Source organism: Maridesulfovibrio sp. (genome assembly GCF_963666665.1).
GTDB lineage: Bacteria > Desulfobacterota > Desulfovibrionia > Desulfovibrionales > Desulfovibrionaceae > Maridesulfovibrio.
In genome coordinates this window covers 2,112,678-2,133,112 of the sequence record NZ_OY762999.1, presented here as the reverse complement: position 1 = coordinate 2,133,112, position 20,435 = coordinate 2,112,678, and the positions used below count along the sequence as shown (strand labels likewise).

At 47.0% G+C, this 20,435-nt stretch carries 25 protein-coding genes and 5 tRNA genes; 22 read left to right on the top strand and 8 right to left on the bottom strand.

Going from position 1 to position 20,435, the window contains the following annotated elements:
* Positions 1-40 precede the first annotated feature (40 nt).
* Genes fliE through flgB form a run of 3 tightly spaced genes read right to left on the bottom strand, consistent with a single transcriptional unit; the run spans position 41 to position 1,274 of the window.
* Entirely contained in the window at positions 41-367 is a 327-nt protein-coding gene (gene fliE, locus ACKU40_RS09875; RefSeq protein ID WP_320176330.1) for a flagellar hook-basal body complex protein FliE, read from the bottom strand.
* A 53-nt stretch (positions 368-420) separates the two neighbouring features.
* Positions 421-864 (bottom strand): flagellar basal body rod protein FlgC, encoded by a 444-nt coding sequence (flgC, locus tag ACKU40_RS09870; RefSeq protein WP_015851037.1) that lies wholly within the window; start codon positions 862-864, stop codon positions 421-423.
* Positions 864-1,274 carry a flagellar basal body rod protein FlgB gene (gene flgB, locus ACKU40_RS09865; RefSeq protein ID WP_320176329.1) on the bottom strand — a complete coding sequence of 137 codons (411 nt, stop codon included), beginning with the start codon at positions 1,272-1,274 and terminating at the stop codon, positions 864-866. The genes flgC and flgB overlap by 1 nt, the downstream gene beginning before the upstream one ends.
* A gap of 318 nt (positions 1,275-1,592) precedes the next feature.
* Here flgB and ACKU40_RS09860 point away from each other — a divergent pair, with 318 nt between their 5' ends.
* The 5 genes from ACKU40_RS09860 (at position 1,593) to ACKU40_RS09840 (ending at position 5,315) form a co-directional block, all read left to right on the top strand.
* Positions 1,593-2,147, top strand: a complete 555-nt coding sequence (locus ACKU40_RS09860) for a tetratricopeptide repeat protein (RefSeq protein WP_320176328.1) — start codon at positions 1,593-1,595, stop codon at positions 2,145-2,147.
* A gap of 170 nt (positions 2,148-2,317) precedes the next feature.
* Complete coding sequence (locus tag ACKU40_RS09855; protein ID WP_320176327.1) at positions 2,318-2,917, top strand: IMP cyclohydrolase; 600 nt, start codon at positions 2,318-2,320, stop codon at positions 2,915-2,917.
* Between the two features lie 212 nt (positions 2,918-3,129).
* Complete coding sequence (hflX, locus tag ACKU40_RS09850) at positions 3,130-4,725, top strand: GTPase HflX (protein ID WP_320176326.1); 1,596 nt, start codon at positions 3,130-3,132, stop codon at positions 4,723-4,725.
* 117 nt (positions 4,726-4,842) lie between these two features.
* Positions 4,843-5,061 (top strand): translation initiation factor IF-1, encoded by a 219-nt coding sequence (infA, locus tag ACKU40_RS09845; RefSeq protein ID WP_320176325.1) that lies wholly within the window; start codon positions 4,843-4,845, stop codon positions 5,059-5,061.
* A 44-nt stretch (positions 5,062-5,105) separates the two neighbouring features.
* The gene (locus ACKU40_RS09840; protein WP_320176324.1) at positions 5,106-5,315 is read left to right on the top strand and encodes a cold shock domain-containing protein; all 210 of its coding nucleotides are present in this window, start codon (positions 5,106-5,108) and stop codon (positions 5,313-5,315) included.
* A 64-nt stretch (positions 5,316-5,379) separates the two neighbouring features.
* Here the strand turns inward: ACKU40_RS09840 and ACKU40_RS09835 are convergent, their stop codons facing one another.
* Both ACKU40_RS09835 and ACKU40_RS09830 read right to left on the bottom strand, forming a co-directional pair.
* Positions 5,380-5,706 carry a hypothetical protein gene (locus tag ACKU40_RS09835; protein ID WP_320176323.1) on the bottom strand — a complete coding sequence of 109 codons (327 nt, stop codon included), beginning with the start codon at positions 5,704-5,706 and terminating at the stop codon, positions 5,380-5,382.
* 146 nt (positions 5,707-5,852) lie between these two features.
* Complete coding sequence (locus tag ACKU40_RS09830; protein ID WP_320176322.1) at positions 5,853-6,803, bottom strand: chemotaxis protein; 951 nt, start codon at positions 6,801-6,803, stop codon at positions 5,853-5,855.
* A gap of 191 nt (positions 6,804-6,994) precedes the next feature.
* Here ACKU40_RS09830 and ACKU40_RS09825 point away from each other — a divergent pair, with 191 nt between their 5' ends.
* The 4 genes from ACKU40_RS09825 to ACKU40_RS09810 all read left to right on the top strand — a co-directional run bounded on the left by ACKU40_RS09825 (position 6,995) and on the right by ACKU40_RS09810 (position 11,043).
* Entirely contained in the window at positions 6,995-7,360 is a 366-nt protein-coding gene (locus ACKU40_RS09825; protein ID WP_320176321.1) for a response regulator, read from the top strand.
* Positions 7,361-7,564: 204 nt separating this feature from the next.
* On the top strand, positions 7,565-8,659 hold the full coding sequence (gene hypD / locus ACKU40_RS09820; RefSeq protein WP_320176320.1) for a hydrogenase formation protein HypD: 1,095 nt from the start codon (positions 7,565-7,567) through the stop codon (positions 8,657-8,659).
* 1 nt (position 8,660) lies between these two features.
* On the top strand, positions 8,661-9,668 hold the full coding sequence (gene hypE, locus ACKU40_RS09815) for a hydrogenase expression/formation protein HypE (RefSeq protein ID WP_320176319.1): 1,008 nt from the start codon (positions 8,661-8,663) through the stop codon (positions 9,666-9,668).
* 124 nt (positions 9,669-9,792) lie between these two features.
* Positions 9,793-11,043, top strand: coding sequence for an EAL domain-containing protein (locus tag ACKU40_RS09810; protein WP_320176318.1), 1,251 nt, complete (start codon positions 9,793-9,795; stop codon positions 11,041-11,043).
* On the opposite strand, the gene ACKU40_RS09805 is transcribed toward ACKU40_RS09810, so the two are convergent.
* The 3 genes from ACKU40_RS09805 to ACKU40_RS09795 form a co-directional block, all read right to left on the bottom strand.
* Positions 11,040-12,812, bottom strand: coding sequence for a chloride channel protein (locus ACKU40_RS09805; protein WP_320176317.1), 1,773 nt, complete (start codon positions 12,810-12,812; stop codon positions 11,040-11,042). The genes ACKU40_RS09810 and ACKU40_RS09805 overlap by 4 nt on opposite strands.
* A 17-nt stretch (positions 12,813-12,829) precedes the next feature.
* Complete coding sequence (locus ACKU40_RS09800; RefSeq protein WP_320176316.1) at positions 12,830-13,777, bottom strand: chemotaxis protein; 948 nt, start codon at positions 13,775-13,777, stop codon at positions 12,830-12,832.
* A 101-nt stretch (positions 13,778-13,878) separates the two neighbouring features.
* Positions 13,879-14,850: a tRNA-dihydrouridine synthase family protein gene (locus ACKU40_RS09795; RefSeq protein ID WP_320176315.1), complete on the bottom strand. Its 972-nt coding sequence runs from the start codon at positions 14,848-14,850 to the stop codon at positions 13,879-13,881.
* A gap of 319 nt (positions 14,851-15,169) precedes the next feature.
* On the opposite strand from ACKU40_RS09795, the gene ACKU40_RS09790 reads away from it, so the two are divergent.
* The 13 genes from ACKU40_RS09790 to rplL all read left to right on the top strand — a co-directional run bounded on the left by ACKU40_RS09790 (position 15,170) and on the right by rplL (position 20,309).
* A tRNA-Thr gene (locus ACKU40_RS09790) sits at positions 15,170-15,245 on the top strand.
* Positions 15,246-15,266: 21 nt separating this feature from the next.
* A tRNA-Tyr gene (locus ACKU40_RS09785) sits at positions 15,267-15,351 on the top strand.
* 59 nt (positions 15,352-15,410) lie between these two features.
* Positions 15,411-15,486, top strand: a tRNA-Gly gene (locus ACKU40_RS09780).
* A gap of 44 nt (positions 15,487-15,530) precedes the next feature.
* Positions 15,531-15,606, top strand: a tRNA-Thr gene (locus ACKU40_RS09775).
* Between the two features lie 70 nt (positions 15,607-15,676).
* Positions 15,677-16,870: an elongation factor Tu gene (gene tuf, locus ACKU40_RS09770; protein WP_320176314.1), complete on the top strand. Its 1,194-nt coding sequence runs from the start codon at positions 15,677-15,679 to the stop codon at positions 16,868-16,870.
* A gap of 6 nt (positions 16,871-16,876) precedes the next feature.
* Positions 16,877-17,026: a 50S ribosomal protein L33 gene (gene rpmG, locus ACKU40_RS09765; RefSeq protein ID WP_015851054.1), complete on the top strand. Its 150-nt coding sequence runs from the start codon at positions 16,877-16,879 to the stop codon at positions 17,024-17,026.
* Positions 17,027-17,041: 15 nt separating this feature from the next.
* Positions 17,042-17,118: transfer RNA gene (locus ACKU40_RS09760), tRNA-Trp, on the top strand.
* A 20-nt stretch (positions 17,119-17,138) separates the two neighbouring features.
* Positions 17,139-17,390, top strand: coding sequence for a preprotein translocase subunit SecE (gene secE, locus ACKU40_RS09755; RefSeq protein WP_320176313.1), 252 nt, complete (start codon positions 17,139-17,141; stop codon positions 17,388-17,390).
* A gap of 27 nt (positions 17,391-17,417) precedes the next feature.
* Positions 17,418-17,978 carry a transcription termination/antitermination protein NusG gene (gene nusG, locus ACKU40_RS09750; RefSeq protein ID WP_320176312.1) on the top strand — a complete coding sequence of 187 codons (561 nt, stop codon included), beginning with the start codon at positions 17,418-17,420 and terminating at the stop codon, positions 17,976-17,978.
* Between the two features lie 74 nt (positions 17,979-18,052).
* On the top strand, positions 18,053-18,478 hold the full coding sequence (gene rplK / locus ACKU40_RS09745; protein ID WP_320176311.1) for a 50S ribosomal protein L11: 426 nt from the start codon (positions 18,053-18,055) through the stop codon (positions 18,476-18,478).
* A gap of 16 nt (positions 18,479-18,494) precedes the next feature.
* Positions 18,495-19,199: a 50S ribosomal protein L1 gene (gene rplA, locus ACKU40_RS09740; RefSeq protein WP_320176310.1), complete on the top strand. Its 705-nt coding sequence runs from the start codon at positions 18,495-18,497 to the stop codon at positions 19,197-19,199.
* Between the two features lie 150 nt (positions 19,200-19,349).
* Positions 19,350-19,871, top strand: a complete 522-nt coding sequence (gene rplJ / locus ACKU40_RS09735) for a 50S ribosomal protein L10 (protein WP_320176309.1) — start codon at positions 19,350-19,352, stop codon at positions 19,869-19,871.
* A 51-nt stretch (positions 19,872-19,922) separates the two neighbouring features.
* Positions 19,923-20,309, top strand: a complete 387-nt coding sequence (rplL, locus tag ACKU40_RS09730) for a 50S ribosomal protein L7/L12 (protein ID WP_320176308.1) — start codon at positions 19,923-19,925, stop codon at positions 20,307-20,309.
* Positions 20,310-20,435: the final 126 nt, after the last annotated feature.

Sequence of the window (20,435 nt, the reverse complement as noted above, 5' to 3'; positions counted from 1 at the left end):
CAATATTTCGGAGACAGATAAAGGAGCGGTTCTGTCAGATTTAGAAAGGCATTTTCATGACTTCCTGATACGCAGTCATAACTTTGGTGCGTACAGTACTGGTCATGGTCATGGCAACGCTGGCTTTCTGCAGTGAAATCATTAATTCGTGGACGTTCTGGGTTTTGCCGGAAGCAAATTCTTCGATCATCTGCTTTTTCTGGCCCTGAAGTTCATTAACGCTTTTTAATGAGTCAGTCAGGGTTTCGGAAAAAGAGTTCGGGGCGGCCTTGTTAAGGTCCATGGTCTTGTCGAACTTTTTGTCGAATTTCTGCTGGTTCTGAATGGCATTGGTGTATGCCTGCATTGCTACGTTTCTGATAGACATTTGTTGCTCCTTTTTCGAAAGTCGGAAATCCGTCGTATAGGGTCAGCCGATAATTACTGGCCCATTCCAATTCTCAATGCGCGGTTGAACATCCTTTTGGCGGAGTCTACTGCCTGCGCATTGGCTTCGTAAGATCTGCTGATGGTGATCATGTTGACCATCTCTTCAACCACGTTGATGTCCGGATATCTGACGATTCCCTTTTTATCTGCATCAGGGTGGTTGGGTTCATAAACCTCTTTAAAGGGGCGGGTGTCGGAGACGATGCCTCGGACTGTTACGCCTCGGAGCTGCTGGTTGAGCTGCTGGTTCATGGCGGTTTCAAAAGGAGAGAGAACAGGGCTGGACTCCATGGAAACACTCTTGCGGCGGTAGGGACCGCCTTCGGCTGTACGTGTTGTCTTGGCGTTTGCCATGTTCATGGACACAACGTTCAGATACTCCCTTTGGGCTTTGAGCCCCGAAGCTCCGATATCAAGTGCTGTGAAGAAGTTCATTACCTAGCTCCTTCCTGAATGATTTTGGTCATGCCCTGAAAATTTTTCCCTATAACCTGGGAGAGGGCATTGTAGTAAAGAGTGTTCTTGGCCATGGCGACCATCTCTTTATCCATGTCGACCCGGTTTTCACCGTGGATGACTCTTGGTTCAAACTTGGAGATAACATCTCCCTGAAATTTGTTTGAATCGAAAGCTGTGGGGATGTGCATCTTGCTGGTTCTGGTCATCTTACCTTTGGCATCAAGTCCCATGGCTTTTTGAAGGTCTTCTTCAAACTCAAGGCGTTTTTCCTTGTAGCCGGGGGTATTGACGTTAGCCAGATTGGAGGAGACAAGGTTTTGACGCTGCAGTCTCAGGTCAAGCACTTTACCTGTCAATTGGATGTGGCTTCCGAAAAGTCCTTTCATGTTTATATCCTCCTGCAAAAAATTCCCGGTGCCCATCAGGGCCGGAAAGAATTGATGATTTCATTTGGTTTGTTGTTAGCAAAAGGCGTTCCATTTTCGTAAATACCTGTAATTAAATATTAAAACTTGCAGCTGATAAGCTTTGTTCAAACAAGTGTCGGAAATCAGGCGTAGAAACAATTGTTCTCTCTATATAATGAAGTAATGCTGATTCTGTTTTTGGCACGCTGTGTGCATAATGTTTGGCAGGCCCTGAGGGGTCGAAAAAAATGCCGCTTTGGATTGTCATGCGGTAAATAAAATTTCCGGAGGGGAATTATGAGTCACTTAGATTATGAAATTAACAAGGAACTCGGTGAGTGTTATCTGTTCATGGGTGAACTGGATAAGGCTGAAGATTACTACAAGAAGGCAGCCGGTTCCAACGGCGTGCATCCCGATCCTTACATCGGTCTTGCAACCATCGCAGTACAACGCGGTGAATATGATGACGCCATGGCCCTGTATGAAAAAGCACATCAGGTAGAAGTAACCGATAAGAGCTTCGCTGGTATGGGCTTGATTCAGATGGAAACTTCCCGTCAGGACGAAGCTTTTGAAAACTTTTCTCAGGCTCTCGATATCAACATCAGCAACATGGTTGCTCTTTTCGGTATCATCAGAATCGGTCACGAGGCTGAAAGAATGGCTGAAGCTATTCCGTTCCTCGAAAGGTTCCTCGAAGTTGATCCCGAGAAGCACGAAGTCCGCTACTCCCTCGCAGGTCTTTACGTCTGCATGGGGCAGAAGGATAAGGCTGTCGAGCAGCTTGAAATGATCCTTGAAAAGGATCCCGCAAATGAAGCGGCTAAGGAACTGCTGAGCCAGATTTAGCTCACACAGATCCTTTATATATAGCCGACTCCCCTCCCGGTTGGTCCCGTTCCTGTTCGTGTGGTTCGGGAGCGGGGACCAACTACCGGCGAGAAAGGTGCGGTACGGAACTTGCCTTTACTGCGTAAATCCGGCACAACTCCACAAAAACAATAATCTGGAGATGTGTTATGGATATGTTGCCTGTAAAGCGCGGAGTACTCAGTGTTACTGATAAATCCGGTCTTGCTGAATTTGCGGCTGAGTTGGCTGGCTTCGGTGTGGAACTTATCAGCACCGGCGGCACAAGAAAAATGCTTCTTGATGCCGGACTTGAGGTTAAGTCTGTAAGTGAAGTTACCGGTTTCCCTGAAATCATGGGCGGCCGTGTAAAGACCCTGCACCCCAGCGTGCATGGCGGTATCCTCGCGGACAAGGATAATCCGGAACACCTGTCGACTCTCGAAGAACATGGAATCGAGACTATCGATATGGTTTGCGTTAACCTCTACAATTTTGCCAAGGCTGTTAGCGAAGGGCAGGATCTGAAGAACGCTGTCGAGCAGATCGACATCGGCGGTCCTACTATGCTGCGTGCTTCAGCCAAGAATTTTCATTCTGTTCTGGTTGTCCCCAGTCCGGTACATTACCCCCGTATTCTTGAAGACATGAAAAAGAACGACGGCAAGGTTTCTCTCGCCCTGAGAAAAGACCTCGCCGCGGAAACTTTTGCGCTTGTTTCTGAATACGATTCCATGATCGCCAAATATCTGGCAGATCACGACGCTTAGTTTTCAATAGCGGGATGTCATTTTTATGGCATCCCGTTTTCTGTTGTTGTAGTGTAAGATGATCCAGCCTTTGGAGCGGTGAAGCCTGATAAAAGGTTTTAATCCGTCGGAGGCGAACACAATTTAATTCTTCAACGCGTCTAGCGAATAAATGGAGAACTACCATAGCTCTTAAAGCCAAAGGTAACACTCAGGGCCTTAAGCCCAGCGAGTTGAAACGTATCAACCGTCTTGCGGACCGTCGTTACAATGACCCCAACGGGTTCACCAACGAGCAGGCTCGCGAGCTCTCTTTTCTCAGTCATGAAATAGGACGTCAGATCGGTCTGTTGGTCAACAGACAGGGTAAGCCGGAAATGATTCTGGTCGGTGATCCGGGTTCTATTTATATTCCCGAATTGCCTAGAGCCCGTCAGGCCGAGGGGCGTTTGCGCGGTTTGAGGCTCCTGCATACACATATTTCCGGGGAAAACCTGTCCGAGGAAGACCTCATGGATATGGTTTTCCTGCGTCTGGACAGCGTCAGTGTCATAGCTTCCGATCCCCATGGAGAGCCTGATTTCGTACAGTATGCATATCTGCTTCCTCCCGGAGCCGGTTCTAAACCGTATGAGCAGCTGCCTCCTGTACGCTGGGACCGTGCGGAAATGGACCTCCCGGCCCAGATCAAAGCTCTGGAAGATGAATTCCGCCGTGCAGACCGTACCCGTGACACCACGGACAAGCGTGAGCGGGCCATCGTGGTCAGTGTTTCACAGGATCCAAAATCCGTACAGGAACGCTCCCTTGATGAGCTGGAAGATCTTGCCGATACCGCCGGGCTGAAGGTCGAGGGTCGGTTGGTACAGCGCATCCGGACGCTCAATCCTAAATTTATTATGGGTAAAGGTAAGCTGGCTGAACTTGAAGTCATAGCCTTGCAGGCGGACGCGGAAGTGATCCTTTTTGATCAGGAACTTTCTGCCGCCCAGATGCGTAACCTTGCCAAACTGACTGAGCGGAAGATTCTTGACCGTACGCAGTTGATTCTGGATATTTTTGCCCAGCATGCCACAACACGCGCGGGTAAACTGCAGGTGGAAATGGCTCAGCTGAAGTATACCATGCCCCGCCTTGTGGGTAAGAACCGGGCTATGTCCAGACTTATGGGGGGCATCGGTGGACGTGGACCCGGTGAAACAAAGCTGGAGATCGACCGTCGCCGTATCAAGGACAAACTGACCAAGCTTGGCAATGAACTCAAAAAAGTCAGCCAGCAGCGTGGATTCACCCGTGAACGTCGTGCTCGTGCAGGGGTTCCGGTTGTATCATTGGTCGGTTATACCAACGCCGGTAAATCCACCTTGCTCAATACTCTGACCAATAGCGGAGTACTGGCCGAAGACAAGCTCTTTGCGACCCTTGATCCCACCAGCAGGCGTATCCGTTTTCCGCGTGAGCAGGAACTTATTCTTACCGATACAGTAGGATTTATCCGTCAATTGCCAAAGGAATTGAAGGAAGCCTTCCGGGCGACTCTTGAGGAGTTGGAAGCTGCTGACGTATTGCTTCACGTTTGCGATTCATCGCATCCGGAAGTGGATGAGCAGATCGCTGCGGTAAACAATATCACTGCCGATATGAATCTCAATGAGGTGGTGACAATACTCGTGCTTAACAAGTGGGATAAGCTGAATGAGGAGCAGCGCGAGCTGATGCTCAACACTTACCCGCAGGGTATTCCGTCCAGTGCTGTGGACCGGCGTTCCTTGAATGGTCTGGTGGAAGAAATTCTTAATGCCATCGACAGGCTCGGTCATAAAGTTTAGTGTCGGTCCTGCCTGTGAAGATCTTTTTTATTGCATTAATACCTGTAGATTAGTAAAAAAGTTATTACAACAACAGTACTAATTTCCCATGAGTAGTTGTTGGCGACGGAGGAAGCCATGGCTAAAGAAGAAGGTATTGAGGTAGAGGGTATTGTTCAGGAAGCTTTGCCCAATGCTATGTTCAAGGTTGAGCTTGAGAATGGGCATATTATCCTGGGACATATTTCCGGCAAAATGCGTAAGCATTACATCCGCATCCTGCCGGGTGACAAAGTCAAGGTTGAACTTTCGCCATATGATCTGACCCGAGGGCGGATCACTTTCCGTATGAAATAATTTTTGCAGCATCTTTCAGTCTTGATCCGATTGATGAGGTCTTTATGAGTGTAAAAGGGGTAGTCAGCTGGTTCAACGATATCAAGGGATTCGGCTTTATAGTTGATGAGGCCGGAAGGGATATCTATGTCCATTATTCCGAAGTGCTTCGTGATGGATTCAAGACTTTGAACGTAGGGGAAAAAGTCGTCTTTGAAGTGATAGACGAAGACACGGCGCCCAAGGCTGCTGCTGTTCGAATTATTAATTATTAGTTTTCAGAAAGTACAAAAAAATTTAAGCCCGTCTGTTGATGAACAGACGGGCTTTTTTACTCATTTATCTCTGACCTGCTTCATTCTTTGTCGGTTCAAGAACCGCGTCCACATTGACGATACGTGAGGTCATTATGTTGTTCTCGATTTCGTAGCGGATCAATTGCCATTCTACATGGTCGATGAAATCTACTTTTGCCCATCCTTCCGGCGGCAATCGTTTTACCATCTCTTCAAGAAAGTCGTCGATATCGATGTAATGTCCTTCGTAATCGACGTTCAAAACTTTGTCCTTGTAAACAATTTTTTCAAACGGCAGTTCCATTTTTATATCCTCGAAATCTTTTTCGGATAAGCCATGGACATCTCCGTAAACTCTTACATCTTCCATATAATTCTCCTCTGTAAGGGGGATAAATTTTTAATTGAATATCATTTCGAAATGGGAAGATATTGTCACATTCGGATTCATGCAACAAAAAACGGTTCACATTGCTGCGAACCGTTAATGTTTGTGTTTTGAAGAGAACGGGATGATTAATGGGGCTTACGAGTTTCAATCAGCTTGATTGCTTTTTCCGGCAGTAAATGCAGGTCCGGTTTTGAAATCTGTTCATCAGCACCGACTGAGTCTCCTTTGTGGCGGAGTTCTTTAGTGATGATGGAGGAATAGAGAATAATGGGGAGATCTTTAAGATCCTGATCATCCCTTATCCATTTGGTAAGGCTGAACCCATCCATAAGCGGCATCTCAATGTCGGAGATTACTATTTCAACGTAATCTTTGATTGGCCGATTTTCCTGTTTGGCAAGAAGTTTGATGTTTTGCAGGGTGTTCCTTGCTTCTTCGCCATTATGAACGATGGTATGCCTGAAGTTGGCCTTTTCAAGGCTCTTGTCGAGCATGGCCCGGATAGTTGGAGAGTCGTCGCAGACCAAAGCATTGTATGCTTCAGTGGCAACAGCCGAAGGTGCATCAAAATCACCGCCGAGAGTGGGGTCAAGGTCTGCCAGTATGGATTCGAGGTCCAGTAATTGGATGAAACGATCTTCGCGTTCAACTATTCCGACAATGCAGCTGTCATCGTAACTGCTCATGAATTTGTCAGGCGAAAGGACCTGTTGCCAGCCGACACGATGGATCTCGGTAACACCGCTGACCTGAAAACCAGATACGGTCTGGCTGAATTCGGTCACGATAACGATGTCGTATTTTTGCTTTTTGCGCTCCATTCCCAGCCATACTGCAAGGTCCAGTACAGGGAGAATATGATTACGCAGGGGAATTGTTCCCATAAAGCAAGGATGCTCAGCCGACTCAGGATGTTCTAAGTCCGGGCTTTCAATTACCTGCATGACTTTGGCAACGTTGACCCCGAAATGGCATCTTTCTTCCGGTCCATCATCAGATGCGGGTAGGTCGATATAAAATTCAAGGATTTCAAGTTCGTTGGTGCCGGTTTCGAGCAGGATTTCTGTCTTTGCCATGATAGTGGCTCCTGAAAAAAATTATATTAAAGATGTTTAAGTTCTTATTTTAGTAAGTTACAATATTAGAAAGTTCAGGTCCATAAATTTTGAATGGAATGCATTTCTTTTTGATATTGGATAGTTCTTTACAAATACTGCTCATTTGGCTTAGGCATTACAGAATCGATAAATAAAATGAAGAGGGGTTCATGTATAAAATATTGATTGCCGAAGACGATAAAATCTCTCAGAAGCTTGCCGCTAGATTTGTTTCTGATCTAGGACATATTGCTTTTGTCAGCCCTCACGGTAAACATGCTTATGAAGCATTGAAAGCAGAAAACCATTTCGATGTGCTGGTCACAGACATAATGATGCCGGAAATGGATGGACGTCAGCTGGTGCAGACCCTTAGAGGTGATTCTCAGTTTATGGATTTGCCTATTGTGATTATGTCAGCTGTTGTCGGGGTATCGGATATTTCAAATTTATTGGCACTAGGGGCGACATATTTTCTGCCCAAACCGATTGATAAAGAAGAATTTAACGAAGTTATTAACCGTTGCCTGAAATAGCCTTCAGCTACAGCGTTTCGATTTTATTAAGGCTCCGTCGTATTTGGCGGAGCCTTTTTTTGCAGCTTGAAATATCCGCAGCAACAGGCTTGTTAGTAAACGTGAATGGGTATAATGAGAACAAAAGCTTTATGAATAACAAGGTTATATCTGTGTGTTGAAAGTATAACCTGTTTGTGGAAATGTTAACTTTGGGGGTGCTCCTTGTCGCTTGAGATTTTGGATAAATTTAACGACCCTGAACTGTGCAAGGAACTTCTGGCTTGTTTGCGGGACGAGCTGGATGGGGAGATACGGTTCATGGAGGTCTGCGGGACACATACTGTTTCCATTTTTCGCAGCGGGCTGCATTCGGTTCTGCCGAAAGAGGTTGTCCACCTCAGTGGTCCCGGCTGTCCTGTATGTGTGACGCATGAATCCGAGGTAAATGCTTTTCTGGACCTCGCAGGGAAGGAGGGGGTTATTGTTGCCACTTTCGGCGATCTGATTAAAGTTCCCGGCGACAAAGGACACTGTTTGAAGAATGCTCAGGCAGATGGAGCACGGGTGGAGATTATTTATTCTCCTTTTGATGCCTTGGAGCTTGCGCGGAATAATCCTGACAGTACTGTTGTTTTTCTGGGTGTTGGTTTTGAAACAACAGCTCCGACCATTGCTGCCACGGTGCTCATGGCCCAACAGCAGGGACTTGAAAATTTTAAAGTACTTTCTTTCCATAAGCTGGTTCCGCCTGCGCTGGATGTTCTTATCTCCGATCCGGAAACACGTATCGACGGATTTATTCTGCCCGGTCATGTTTCTACTGTTATCGGAATTCATCCCTATGATTTTATCGGAGAAAAATACGGCAAACCTTCTGTAGTAACCGGTTTCGATCCTGTCGATATCCTGCAGGCATTATTGATGATGGTCCGGGCCTCCAGACAAGAGAATCCGCCTATTCAGAATCAGTATGTTCGCGGTGTTTCCGAGAACGGCAACCCTAAGGCTGTCGAAGTTATGTATCAGGTTTTTGAGGAATCTGATGCCCTTTGGCGCGGTATTGGAATGATTCCCGGAAGCGGACTAGAGTTCAGGGCAGAGTATGAAAAATATGATGCCAAGAAGATTTTCGATCTCAGTATAGGTGAATGTCCTCCGCTTAAGGGTTGTAAATGCGGGGAAGTTTTGAAGGGTAAGATGACTCCTGAGAAATGTCCTCTGTTCGGGAAAGTTTGTACTCCCGCCAAACCGGTAGGCCCCTGTATGGTTTCAACTGAAGGCAGCTGTGCCGCTTACTTCAAATACAAAGTAGATTAATATGTCCTCAGATAAAGTTTTACTCGATTACGGTTCCGGCGGAAGGGCTTCCCAAAGGCTTATTTCCGAACTTTTTCTCAAGCATTTTGCCAATGATGAACTGGACAGGCTTAATGATGCTGCCACCTTGACCTTGAAAGGGCAGATTTCAATGAGTACTGACAGCTTCACCGTTGATCCGATCTTTTTTCCCGGCGGAGATATCGGTTCTCTGGCTGTTCATGGAACAGTTAATGATGTGGCTATGCTCGGTGCAATTCCCCGCTACATGACTTGCGCTTATATTATTGAAGAAGGTCTGCCCATGGATGATCTGGAAAAAATCGTAAAATCAATGGGTGAAGCCTGCAGGCATGCCGGTGTCAATATTGTTACCGGCGACACCAAGGTTGTGCCTAAGGGTATGGTCGATAAGATTTTTATCAATACTACCGGAGTCGGCGAAATTATTGCTGATCCTGCTCCCAGCGGAGACCGCGCTGCGGTTGGCGATGCAGTACTTGTCAGCGGAACCATGGGGGATCACGGACTGACCATTCTCGGTACCCGTGAAGGCCTTTCCCTTGAATCCAATGTAAAGAGTGACAGCGCTGCTTTGAATCATCTTTTAGTCAAACTGGTGCAGGAAATCCCGGATATTCATGTTCTGCGTGATCCTACCCGTGGCGGATTGGCTACCACATTGAATGAAATAACCGTTTCTTCAAACGTATGTTGTGAGCTGGAAGAGTCAACTATTCCGGTCCTCCCCGAAGTTGCTGGCGGTTGTTCTTTCCTTGGGCTTGATCCTCTGTATCTTGCCAATGAAGGTAAATTCTTGTGTATTTTGCCGCAGGAATATGCTGAGCAGGCCCTTGAAATTATGCGTGCAGATGAATTGGGCAAGAATGCCTGTCAGGTCGGCACCATCACAGATGCTAATCCGGGCAAGGTTGTTCTTATTACCCCGCTCGGAGGCAAGAGGCTGCTCAATATGTTGGAAGGAGAGCAGTTGCCCCGCATTTGTTAAACAAATTATTGATCGGAAATTTAAAGGCTTCTCCAATGGGGAAGCCTTTTTTTTTATCAAAAAATATGGTGTTATATGTTAGTCATATCGTGCTATACTCTGCTTAAAATCAGAGGAGTATAGCGTGGAAAGCGATATTAAAAATTGCATTACAGCCATCAGTAAGGTTGTAACTGAAGATGGTATTACCGTTTTATTCCAGCCTGTTGTGTCTCTTCTCTCGCGCTCTGTAATCGGCTTCGAGGCCTTTGCCCGTGGAGTTGATGAAAAGGGTGAAACCATTGCCCCTCCCGGTTGTCTTTTTAACTCCTCTCTACCTATTCAAGCACAACTCAAGGTAGAGGAATTATGCCTTAAGAAGAGTCTTGAGTCCTACAAACCCCTGTACGAAAAATATAGCGATATGCTTCTATACCTGAATATTAATTGCGGGGTCTATTGTCGTGCTGAGGATAAAGGCCGTGGTCCCCATCAACTTGCTGAACTTTATAAGTACTCCCCCAGAATGATCGTTTTTGAAATGGATGCAGTTCAGCTTATAGAAAACCCACCACTGGAGATGATCCGGGGTGTCCGTGAGAAAGGATACAGATTATGTGTTGATAATGTCCTGCCCTCTTTTGATTGCATAGATCGGTTGCATATAATTAAGCCTGATTTTGTTAAAATTGATCGCAAATTTTATGGAGGAATCGAGAAATCAAAAAGAATCAAGAAGAAATTGGCTTCAATCGCGACGTTGTTTTCCCTTTGTGGTGTTTTACCGGTAGCAAAGGGAGTAGAAACTGAGCTGGAAGCCGTTTCCTTAATGCAAAGCGGATTTTATATGCAACAAGGGTATTTCTATTCAGACAGCGCCGAAGCTGACGGCAAGGAAGATTCTTTTGCTGATAAGATCAGTCGGATAAGTAAGTTTGTGAAGGGTGAGAAGAGAGACAAGAGTGCACAGAGCTCTGAAAATTTCAAGAATTCGCATATACTGTTAAAGAGCACCATCACAAGTTTGCAGCAGGGTGGAGATGAGGATATGAACCGTATTCTTGATGAATTGGTAAAAAAGAATGATAATGTTGTTTCTGTCTATATTCTCGATAGTTCCGGTAAACAAAGAAGCAAGCGTCTGGCCGGGAAGGCTGCCGATCCGTTTGGGCTGCGTGTCATCCCTTCGGTTGTGGGAAGTGACCATAGTAGTCAGGATTATTTTATTTATTTGAATTCAGGGTTGGAAAAAGCTGCAGGGGAGCGCTGCCCTGATGCTCTTTGCAATGAAAGATATAATTATCTGGCAGGATTTTATTACAAGGAAGGTAGTCGCCGGGGTAAGATTCTGGTTCTGGAATACGTAAATTCTTCGCAAGAAGAGGCAAAGGATTAGATCGAGGAAGAAAGAATTTTATTTTTGTATTTTTTTTCGCGAAAAATATTCATGGCGTCTTTGGATTTAATTATACCTGCTACGGTTTCGTCTTGATTAACAAGCGGCAAGAAAGATACCCCGGTTCTTTCAAATTTAATAATGGCTTCCTTGAGGTTGGAGTCCACGGGAAGCGATACAATAGTGCGGACCATCAAGGTATCCACTATCTCGGCTCCTCCTTTTAAATCTTGTGCATTTTTCAGGAATGCACGCATGTCGCGCAGGGTCAGAATTCCGGCAAGTTTATTATTTTCATCCAGAACCGGAAAATGTGGGAAGTCGGAGTCCAGCACCATGTCGGCAGCCTTGCTGAGGGTGTCGGTTGTACGCAGGTAATTGAATTCTGTTTCCATTACTTCCTGTATCGAAACATTTACCATTACCGATTCGTCATGTCCGCGTAGAATATTTATGCCCTGACGCAATAATTTTGCTTCATAAACGGAATAGCCTTTGAGTATGCGAACTACAAGCGCACTGGTGATGCAACCCACCATCATGGGCAGGATTATTTTGTATGAATATGTCAGCTCAAAAACAGTGAGTACTGCGGTAATGGGCGCAAGGGTGGTTCCGGCCACAACGGTTCCCATGCCGACTAAGGCATATTGTCCATGGGTAAGGGCAAGTTCCGGGAAAATCATATTAATGGTCGAGCTGACCGATACCCCTAGAGCTGCTCCTAAAACCAGCGAGGGAGCGAAAATACCACCACTCATTCCCGATCCGATACAAAGGGAAGTAGCCACAAGTTTGGCCCCCAGTATCAGTATGGCCAGATCAAGGGGTAAAACTCCTGTCAAACCCATATTAACAGCTTCGTAACCTACGCCGAGTACTGCAGGAATCTTAAGTGCTATTGCTCCAAGAATCAGTCCACCAAGACCGGGTTTCACCCAGCCGGGGACTGGGATGTGGTCAAAGGTGACTTCGCAGATCTGTATCATTTTTACAAAAGCAATAGAGACCAGTCCTGCTAGAATTCCAAGCAGGAAGAAAATGATCAGTTCTTCGAAATTGTTGAAAATAAATTTTGGAGCATCAAAGGTGGGGAAGTCTCCCCAAAAAAATTTTGAAAGTGCGGATGCTGTTACTGATGCTACGATGATATGGCTGACGTAGGACATTTCAGTATCCAGAAGCAGAATCTCAATGGCAAATAATGTTCCGGTTAAAGGTGCATTAAAGGTTGCCGCAATTCCTGCTGCAGCTCCGGAAGCAACACAGACCGGAAGCATGGACGGATCAAGACGGAATATTCTTGCTGCAGAGGAGCCCAGCGAAGCTCCTATCTGCACAACAGGACCTTCTCGTCCCACTGACGCACCGCATCCAATGAGCAGGCTGGTGACTAAAGCCTTGAGGAAGGTAATGCGGTGTCGGATTACCCCGCCACGTACGGCAAGAGCTTTTATTACTTCGGGTACTCCCGGGCCTTGAGCTTCCGGTGCCCAGTTGGTGATGATTACTCCGGCGATAAGTCCGCCTATGCAGGGGAGGAACAGCACCACCCACCATGGAGAATTGGCCGCCATATCGAGGAAGGAATTACCTTTGGCCCAGAAGAAGTGCTGGAAAGTATCAATCAGCCAGCGGAAGAGGAAAGCCCCGCCTGCCGCAGCCATACCGATAGCTACGGAAAAGGACATAAGTAAAACGTACTGGACCCGCGGATTAATTGCAGTTCCAGTACGTTTGCTAGTTTTGGATTCGGAAGAGGAAACCATATCGATTTCCGCCCGGTTTATTTTTCGATCAGGGCAATGGCGCGCTGAGCCAGTTCGGTTACTTCAGGCTTTGAAATCTGGTCATCAGCACCGACGGACTCACCCTTATGGCGCAGCTTGTCGGTAATGATTGAAGAGAAAAGGATTACAGGCAATTGCTTAAGTACTTCATCTGCTTTGATGCGTACAGTAAGGTTGTGTCCGTCCATAACCGGCATTTCGATGTCAGAGATAACCACGTTGACAAAGTCGGTGATAGGACGCTTCTCTTCAATTGAGCGTCGCTTATGCTCCTGCAGCTTTTCCCAGCATGCACGGCCGGTATTAGCCATCTCTACGTGAAACTTAGCACGGACCATCATTTCGTAGAGCATTTCCCTGATCAAGGTGGAGTCGTCAGCGATGATGGCTTTGTATCCTGCGTTATTGTTCCAGTCGATAGAATCGTCAAGTTTCAGTCCGAGATCAGGGTTCAGCTCGGCTACGATTTTTTCAAGGTCAAGGATCAGGGATATTCTGTCTTCAAATTTAACAACCCCGGTAATAGAGTCTTCGGAGAGGGTGGAGACGTATGTCGAGGGTGCTTCTACTTTTTCCCAGCTGATTCTGTGGATTCTAGTCACCCCGGAAACAAGGAAAGCTGAAGAGACATTGTTGAATTCGGTGACAATTACTTTGGGCGGTTCAGTTTCAACACGTGGTTTTTTGAGCCAGTGGCTAAGATCCACAAGAGGGATGACTTTATTGCGCAGGTTGAAAGTCCCCATGATAGCAGGGTGGGCAACCTTAGGAAGTTTGGTTATTTTGTCAGGAATTCTGATGATTTCCAGAACCTTGGCAACGTTGACGCCATAAAATCCGCGATAGTTGCCTTCGCCTTCTTCGCGCGGTTCTTCTTCAAGCCAGAATTCAACGATTTCAAGTTCATTAGTACCGGCTTCAAGTAAAATATCAGTCTGAGCCATGTGTCTCTCCGATTAAATTCAGATTCTGTAATTCGATTACAGCATTTATATTACGCTTTAAAGAGTAATATCGTCAACAATCGCTTAAAAAAAATAAATGATTAGCAACGGTCCCGTGTGAGGGTAGAAACTTCTCTTGCTGCATCGAGAAGTTCTTCCCAGTCTTCGCAAGCAGTGAGCTTGGTCCTGATGGCCCGGATACCGTCCATACCTTTAGCGTAACGGGGAAGGATAGACCTTATTTTCCTGAAAGAACGGTTGCTGCCGTCAAAATCTTTGGTCATCATGATATGCTCTTCCATGGTTTTACCAAGATCAAAGGGGGGCAGGGTAGCACATTGAGGGTCATCAAGCAGTTTTAGATAGCGGGCGAATATTTCAGGATCAAAAAGAGCGCCGCGGGCGAACATGATTCCGTCTATTCCGGTTTGCTTGATGCACTCCATTGCATCTTCAGCAGTAAAAAGATCGCCGCTTCCAATCACGGGAATGGATACATTTTGTTTTAATACTGCAAGCTTGGACCAGTCTGCTTGACCTGAGAACATCTGTTTTGCATAGCGCGGATGCATGGTCAGCCATGCTACACCGGCATCTTCGAGTCGTTTAGCGATTTCAAGGAAGTTGTCCTCGCCGTTCAGGAAACCGAGCCTGATCTTAACTCCGACTTTGCCTTCGCCAGCCACGCGGACCATAGCAGTTGCTGTTTCAACCAAACGGTCAGGATCAAGGTGAAGGGCGGATCCGCCGCCTGTTTTGAGGACTTTCTTCACCGGGCAGCCTGAGTTTAAATCAAAAAAAGAGTAGCCCTCATCTATCAGTTGGGGCATAGTGTCTGAATAGTCTTGCGGCTCCCCGCCGAATAGCTGGACGACCAATGGGGCGTCTTCCGGGCAGGTGGCGAGCAAGACCTTGGTCCCTTTTCCGTCATATTTCAATCCTTTGACGCTGACCATCTCTGTGCAGGCAACGGCACATCCACGTTTGCGGCAGAGCATGCGAAAGGGCAGGTCGGAATATCCGGCTAAGGGCGCCAGCCATGGTTTATCTGGACTTATTGGAAGTGTTTTCATGTCTATTTTATACCTGAGAATCTTATGTTCTTTGTTTGTGCGGCAATAAGTGCCGAGGGCAGTGAATTACGTCCAAACGTCCGTAAAGTCAAAACCTGCCTGCGTTTGTAGCATATACTGCGCTGGTTATTTTCGGAAAAATTAAAAAAAGTTAAAAAAAGGTGTTGACTTCAAAGGCGATTTCCATTTAAACCCCGCTTCGTTGCTTCGGCGGATCACAAGTTCAACGGAGTTTTCAGGTCGGGAATTGATTTGAAAAAAGTTCAAAAAAGTTCTTGCAATTTGAAAACAGAGCTTGTAGAAAGATTCGCTCACGAGGGCTGGCGTAGCTCAATTGGTAGAGCAGCTGATTTGTAATCAGCAGGTTGCGGGTTCAAGTCCCATCGCCAGCTCCAGTGTAAACAACAATATATAATGGTGGGGTTCCCGAGTGGCCAAAGGGAACAGACTGTAAATCTGTCGGCAACGCCTTCGGAGGTTCGAATCCTCCCCCCACCACCACTTAGATATTCGCGCTGTAGGAGGCAGGTAGGCCTGCTGTTAAACTACGGACATAGGGTGCGGGAATAGCTCAACGGCTAGAGCATCAGCCTTCCAAGCTGAGGGTTGCGGGTTCGAATCCCGTTTCCCGCTCCACAATGTACTTACCCTAGTCCATTCCTGCGCGTTTAATAGAGGATGCCCACGTAGCTCAGTCGGTAGAGCACTTCCTTGGTAAGGAAGAGGTCACCGGTTCAAGTCCGGTCGTGGGCTCCATACATTTGTGTAGTATGACCTTTGACGCTTTAAATCATTAAAAACTCTATTTATTTTAGGGGGATTTATCATGGGTAAGGCTAAATTTGAACGCGGTAAGCCTCATGTTAATATCGGTACCATTGGTCACATTGACCATGGTAAAACCACTCTGACTGCTGCTATCACCAAGATCGCTGGTCTTGCTGGTAACGGCGAATACGTAGCTTTCGACGAAATCGACAAAGCTCCTGAAGAAAAAGAACGCGGTATCACCATTGCTACCGCTCACGTAGAATACGAAACCGAAGCACGTCACTACGCTCACGTAGACTGCCCCGGTCACGCTGACTACATCAAAAACATGATCACTGGTGCTGCTCAGATGGACGGCGCAATCCTCGTTGTTGCTGCTACTGACGGTCCCATGCCTCAGACTCGTGAGCACATCCTGCTCGCTCGTCAGGTTGGTGTTCCCGGAATCGTTGTATTCCTGAACAAGTGCGACATGGTTGATGATGAAGAACTCCTCGAGCTCGTAGAAATGGAAGTTCGTGAACTTCTTTCTTCCTACGATTTCCCCGGTGACGATCTTCCCGTTATCCAGGGTTCTGCTCTTAAAGCTCTTGAGTGCGACAGCGCTGATGATGAAGCTGCAAAGCCCATTCTTGATCTCCTCGCTGCTTGTGACTCCTACATCGAAGAGCCCGAGCGTGACATCGACAAACCTTTCCTTATGCCTATTGAAGACGTTTTCTCCATCTCCGGTCGTGGTACCGTTGTTACCGGTCGTGTTGAGCGCGGTGTAATCAAAGTTGGTGAAGAAGTAGAAATCGTTGGTATCAGAGACACCGCTAAGACTACTTGTACTGGTGTTGAAATGTTCCGTAAGCTTCTCGACCAGGGTCAGGCTGGTGACAACGTTGGTGTTCTCCTTCGTGGTACCAAGCGTGATGAAGTTGAGCGCGGCCAGGTTCTCGCAGCACCTAAGTCCATCAACCCCCACACCAAGTTCAAGGCAGAAGTTTACGTTCTGTCCAAAGACGAAGGTGGACGTCACACTCCTTTCTTCTCCGGCTACCGTCCTCAGTTCTACTTCCGTACAACTGACATCACCGGTGTAGTTACCCTCGAAGAAGGCGTTGAAATGGTTATGCCTGGCGATAACGCTACCTTCAACGTTGAAATGATCAACCCCATCGCTATGGATCCGGGTCTGCGCTTCGCTATTCGCGAAGGTGGCCGTACCGTAGGCGCAGGAGTTGTTACTGAAATTCTGGAGTAAGACATCATGCGTGTCAAAGTTCAGATGCAGTGCACCGAGTGTAAGCGTCGTAACTATTCGACGATGAAGAACAAGAAGAACACTACTGGTCGCATCGAGTTGAAGAAGTATTGCCCTTTTGATAAGAAGCATACTCTTCACAGAGAGTCCAAGTAGTTTCTATAAATAAGCAGGCCAGTAGTTCCAACGGCTAGAACGTCGGTCTCCAAAACCGAATGCTGGGGGTTCGAATCCCTCCTGGCCTGCCACTTCATTTATGGGAATCAATATGGCCAAGAAAAAAAATAAAGGTGCGGGAGTTCAGGCTAAGGCTGAAACTCAAGGAGCCGGTAGCAAGATAAAACAGTTTACCGAATTCTTTGAGCAGTCCAAGGTCGAAATCAAGAAGGTCGTATGGCCTACTCAGAAAGAGACTATACAGACCTGTACCGCCGTCTTGGTCCTTGTCGTAGTCATGTCGCTTTTTCTGGGTGTTGTTGACATGGGTCTCAGCAAACTTGTTGAGGCAATCCTGTCTTAAATAACCCGTAGAAAAGGAAAGAGCTCCATGAACGCAGACGCTGAAAAACCTCAGGGAAGGAAGGCCCGTTGGTACATTGTTCATACCTATTCAGGTTTTGAACAGCGGGTTGAGCAGACTGTCCGTGAAATGATGAGAACTGGTCAGGACAATGGACTGATCGAAGAAGTTGTCGTCCCCACGGAAAAAGTTGTCGAGCTGGTTAAAGGGGAAAAGAGAACATCTACTCGGAAATTTTATCCGGGTTATGTCATGATCAAAATGATCATGGAGGATGAATCATGGCATCTCATCCAGTCTATTCCTCGTGTTACCGGATTCATCGGTGGCAAAAACCGCCCGACTCCAATGCGCGACAGCGAAGCAGCCAAAATCCTGAGCCTGATGGAAGACCGTCAGGAACAGCCGAGACCCAAGTTCAACTTTGATCGTGGCGATGATGTCAGGGTTATTGATGGACCGTTCAGCGGTTTCAACGGCGTTGTAGAAGATGTTAACTACGACAAAGGCAAGCTTCGGGTGTCAGTCTCCATTTTCGGCCGCCAGACCCCAGTGGAACTTGACTTCGTTCAGGTAACCAAAGGGTAGTCCTGACCGCACTGCTGCATATTCATTTCCGACAGTGAGTACCCTCACTGGAATTTAATATAGGACATAAAGCGATGGCCAAGAAAGAAATAGGCAAAATCAAGCTTCAGATACCTGCTGGCTCTGCAAACCCGTCCCCACCGGTCGGTCCTGCACTCGGTCAGCACGGTGTAAATATAATGGAATTCTGCAAGGCGTTTAACGCCAAAACGCAGGATCAGAAGGGCATGATCATTCCGGTGATCATCACTGTCTATCAGGACAGGTCCTTTTCCTTCATTACCAAGACTCCGCCGGCATCCACCCTCCTGCTTAAGGCTGCAAAGCTACAGAAAGGTTCCGGCGAGCCTAACAAAAACAAGGTCGGTAAAGTGACCATGGCTCAGGTTAAAGAAATTGCTGAGCTTAAAGCACCCGACCTGACCGCTGCCGATACTGAAGCTGCCATGAAATCCATCATGGGAACAGCCCGCAGTATGGGCATTGAAGTCACAGAATAGGTAAGGGGAATAGATCATGCCTAAGCACGGAAAAAAATACAGAAAAGCAACAGAAGGTACCGAGCAGATCGGTCTGACCGTTGAACAGGCGGTAGCTTCTGCTGTAGAAAAGGCATATGCCAAATTCGACGAGACTGTTGATGTTGCCATCAACCTCGGCGTAGACCCCAAATATTCCGACCAGATGATCCGTGGTGCAGTTACCCTGCCTAACGGTCTCGGTAAGGATGTTCGCGTAGCTTGCTTCGTGAGCGGGGAAAAAGAAGCGGAAGCCAAGGAAGCCGGTGCTGACTTTGTCGGTGGCGATGACTTGGTTGCCAAAGTAAAGGACGGATGGCTTGATTTCGATAAAGCTATCGCAACTCCTGACATGATGGCTAAAGTCGGTCAGATCGGCCGTGTGCTCGGACCTCGTGGTCTGATGCCTAACGCAAAGACCGGTACCGTTACTTTTGATGTGGCTCATGCCGTTAAAGAAGTAAAAGCTGGACGCGTAGAATTCAAGGTCGATAAGGCTGGTGTTCTGCATGCGCCCATCGGAAAGGTTTCTTTCGGACCTGAAAAGCTCCTTGAGAACCTTAAATCTCTGCTGGAAACCGTGAACAAACTTAAACCTTCCTCTGCGAAAGGTACCTACATGAAGGCTGTTGCCGTAGCTACCACCATGGGACCCGGTTTCAAGATTGATCCTCTGGCAGCGAGAAAATACGCAGAGTCCTAAAAAACATCATAAGCCGCCCGTAAGGGCGGCTCTTGGTGTAATAAATACACGGGAAGTTTAGTCGAAGACAGCAGGGGGGATGGTCCCTTAATAACCTGCTTAGACAATACTTTGACTTGCTTTCCGGGTCAAATCATTAGGAGTGTTAAGGTGAACAGGCAAGAAAAAGCCCAGATTATTGAGCAGCTTAAAGAAAAAGCTGAAGGGGCGAGTATTGCCATCGTTACCGATTTTAAAGGCCTTGGCGTGGAAGAGTTCACTGAACTTCGCGCTAACCTGAGAAAAGTCGGTGTCGATTGCCAAGTAGTCAAGAACACTCTGGCCCGGTTGGCTTTCACAGGTACTGATCATGAAGTACTGGCTGACAAATTCAAGGAAAACTGCGCAATTGTAATTGGATATGAAGATCCTGTTGCAGCAGCAAAAGCAGTTGCCGATTTCGCAAAAGGAAGCAAGACTTTCAAAATGCGTTTCGCATCCCTTGAGGGCAAATATCTTGACGAAGATGGCGTGCAGGCGCTTTCCAAGCTTCCGAGCAAGGAAGAGCTCCTCGGCAAAACTCTGGGTACAATGAATGCAGTACCCACCAACTTTGTGAGCTTGCTCGCAAACGTACCCCGTGGCTTCCTGAACGTTCTGACTGCATTGAAAGATCAGAAAGAAGCTGCATAACAGCCTAGTCAAGGCAAATCAAAGTAAGTATATTCCCAGGAGGAAATTTCCATGGCAGATATCACCAAAGATCAGGTAGTTGATTTTATTTCCAACATGACTGTTCTCGAACTCTCTGAGTTCATCAAAGAACTGGAAGAAAAATTCGGCGTTTCCGCTGCAGCTCCCGTAGCAGCAGTAGCAGCTATGCCTGCAGCTGGCGGCGAAGCAGCTGGTGGCGAAGAGCAGACTGAATTTGACGTAATCCTGAAGTCCGCTGGCGGCAACAAGATTGCAGTTATCAAAGTTGTTCGCGCTCTGACCGGTCTTGGCCTCAAAGAAGCTAAGGCTAAAGTTGACGAAGCTCCCGCAGCTATCAAAGAAGGCGTAGAAAAAGCAGAAGCAGAAGAAGCTCTCAAGCAGCTTGAAGAAGCCGGTGCTGAAGCCGAAATGAAGTAATTCCAGCGAATTTATCGCTAATGCAAGAGGAGCGCAAACCCCTGCAAAAAGGGGTTGCGCTCTTCTCGCTGTTAAAAAGATTGACAAAATTGCCTGATCAATTATTTTGATAGGATTCGGAAAAGG

What these genes read in the sequence shown, in the direction of transcription:
- rplL (WP_320176308.1), top strand. Translation starts at nt 19,923, where the DNA reads ATGGCAGATATCACCAAAGATCAGGTAGTTGATTTTATTTCCAACATG.
- ACKU40_RS09835 (WP_320176323.1), bottom strand. Translation starts at nt 5,706, where the DNA reads ATGGAAGATGTAAGAGTTTACGGAGATGTCCATGGCTTATCCGAAAAA.
- tuf (WP_320176314.1), top strand. Translation starts at nt 15,677, where the DNA reads ATGGGTAAGGCTAAATTTGAACGCGGTAAGCCTCATGTTAATATCGGT.
- ACKU40_RS09795 (WP_320176315.1), bottom strand. Translation starts at nt 14,850, where the DNA reads ATGAAAACACTTCCAATAAGTCCAGATAAACCATGGCTGGCGCCCTTA.
- fliE (WP_320176330.1), bottom strand. Translation starts at nt 367, where the DNA reads ATGTCTATCAGAAACGTAGCAATGCAGGCATACACCAATGCCATTCAG.
- ACKU40_RS09825 (WP_320176321.1), top strand. Translation starts at nt 6,995, where the DNA reads ATGTATAAAATATTGATTGCCGAAGACGATAAAATCTCTCAGAAGCTT.
- rplA (WP_320176310.1), top strand. Translation starts at nt 18,495, where the DNA reads ATGCCTAAGCACGGAAAAAAATACAGAAAAGCAACAGAAGGTACCGAG.
- ACKU40_RS09830 (WP_320176322.1), bottom strand. Translation starts at nt 6,803, where the DNA reads ATGGCAAAGACAGAAATCCTGCTCGAAACCGGCACCAACGAACTTGAA.
- hypE (WP_320176319.1), top strand. Translation starts at nt 8,661, where the DNA reads ATGTCCTCAGATAAAGTTTTACTCGATTACGGTTCCGGCGGAAGGGCT.
- ACKU40_RS09860 (WP_320176328.1), top strand. Translation starts at nt 1,593, where the DNA reads ATGAGTCACTTAGATTATGAAATTAACAAGGAACTCGGTGAGTGTTAT.
- rpmG (WP_015851054.1), top strand. Translation starts at nt 16,877, where the DNA reads ATGCGTGTCAAAGTTCAGATGCAGTGCACCGAGTGTAAGCGTCGTAAC.
- ACKU40_RS09855 (WP_320176327.1), top strand. Translation starts at nt 2,318, where the DNA reads ATGGATATGTTGCCTGTAAAGCGCGGAGTACTCAGTGTTACTGATAAA.
- flgC (WP_015851037.1), bottom strand. Translation starts at nt 864, where the DNA reads ATGAACTTCTTCACAGCACTTGATATCGGAGCTTCGGGGCTCAAAGCC.
- flgB (WP_320176329.1), bottom strand. Translation starts at nt 1,274, where the DNA reads ATGAAAGGACTTTTCGGAAGCCACATCCAATTGACAGGTAAAGTGCTT.
- ACKU40_RS09840 (WP_320176324.1), top strand. Translation starts at nt 5,106, where the DNA reads ATGAGTGTAAAAGGGGTAGTCAGCTGGTTCAACGATATCAAGGGATTC.
- ACKU40_RS09805 (WP_320176317.1), bottom strand. Translation starts at nt 12,812, where the DNA reads ATGGTTTCCTCTTCCGAATCCAAAACTAGCAAACGTACTGGAACTGCA.
- nusG (WP_320176312.1), top strand. Translation starts at nt 17,418, where the DNA reads ATGAACGCAGACGCTGAAAAACCTCAGGGAAGGAAGGCCCGTTGGTAC.
- infA (WP_320176325.1), top strand. Translation starts at nt 4,843, where the DNA reads ATGGCTAAAGAAGAAGGTATTGAGGTAGAGGGTATTGTTCAGGAAGCT.
- rplK (WP_320176311.1), top strand. Translation starts at nt 18,053, where the DNA reads ATGGCCAAGAAAGAAATAGGCAAAATCAAGCTTCAGATACCTGCTGGC.
- secE (WP_320176313.1), top strand. Translation starts at nt 17,139, where the DNA reads ATGGCCAAGAAAAAAAATAAAGGTGCGGGAGTTCAGGCTAAGGCTGAA.
- ACKU40_RS09800 (WP_320176316.1), bottom strand. Translation starts at nt 13,777, where the DNA reads ATGGCTCAGACTGATATTTTACTTGAAGCCGGTACTAATGAACTTGAA.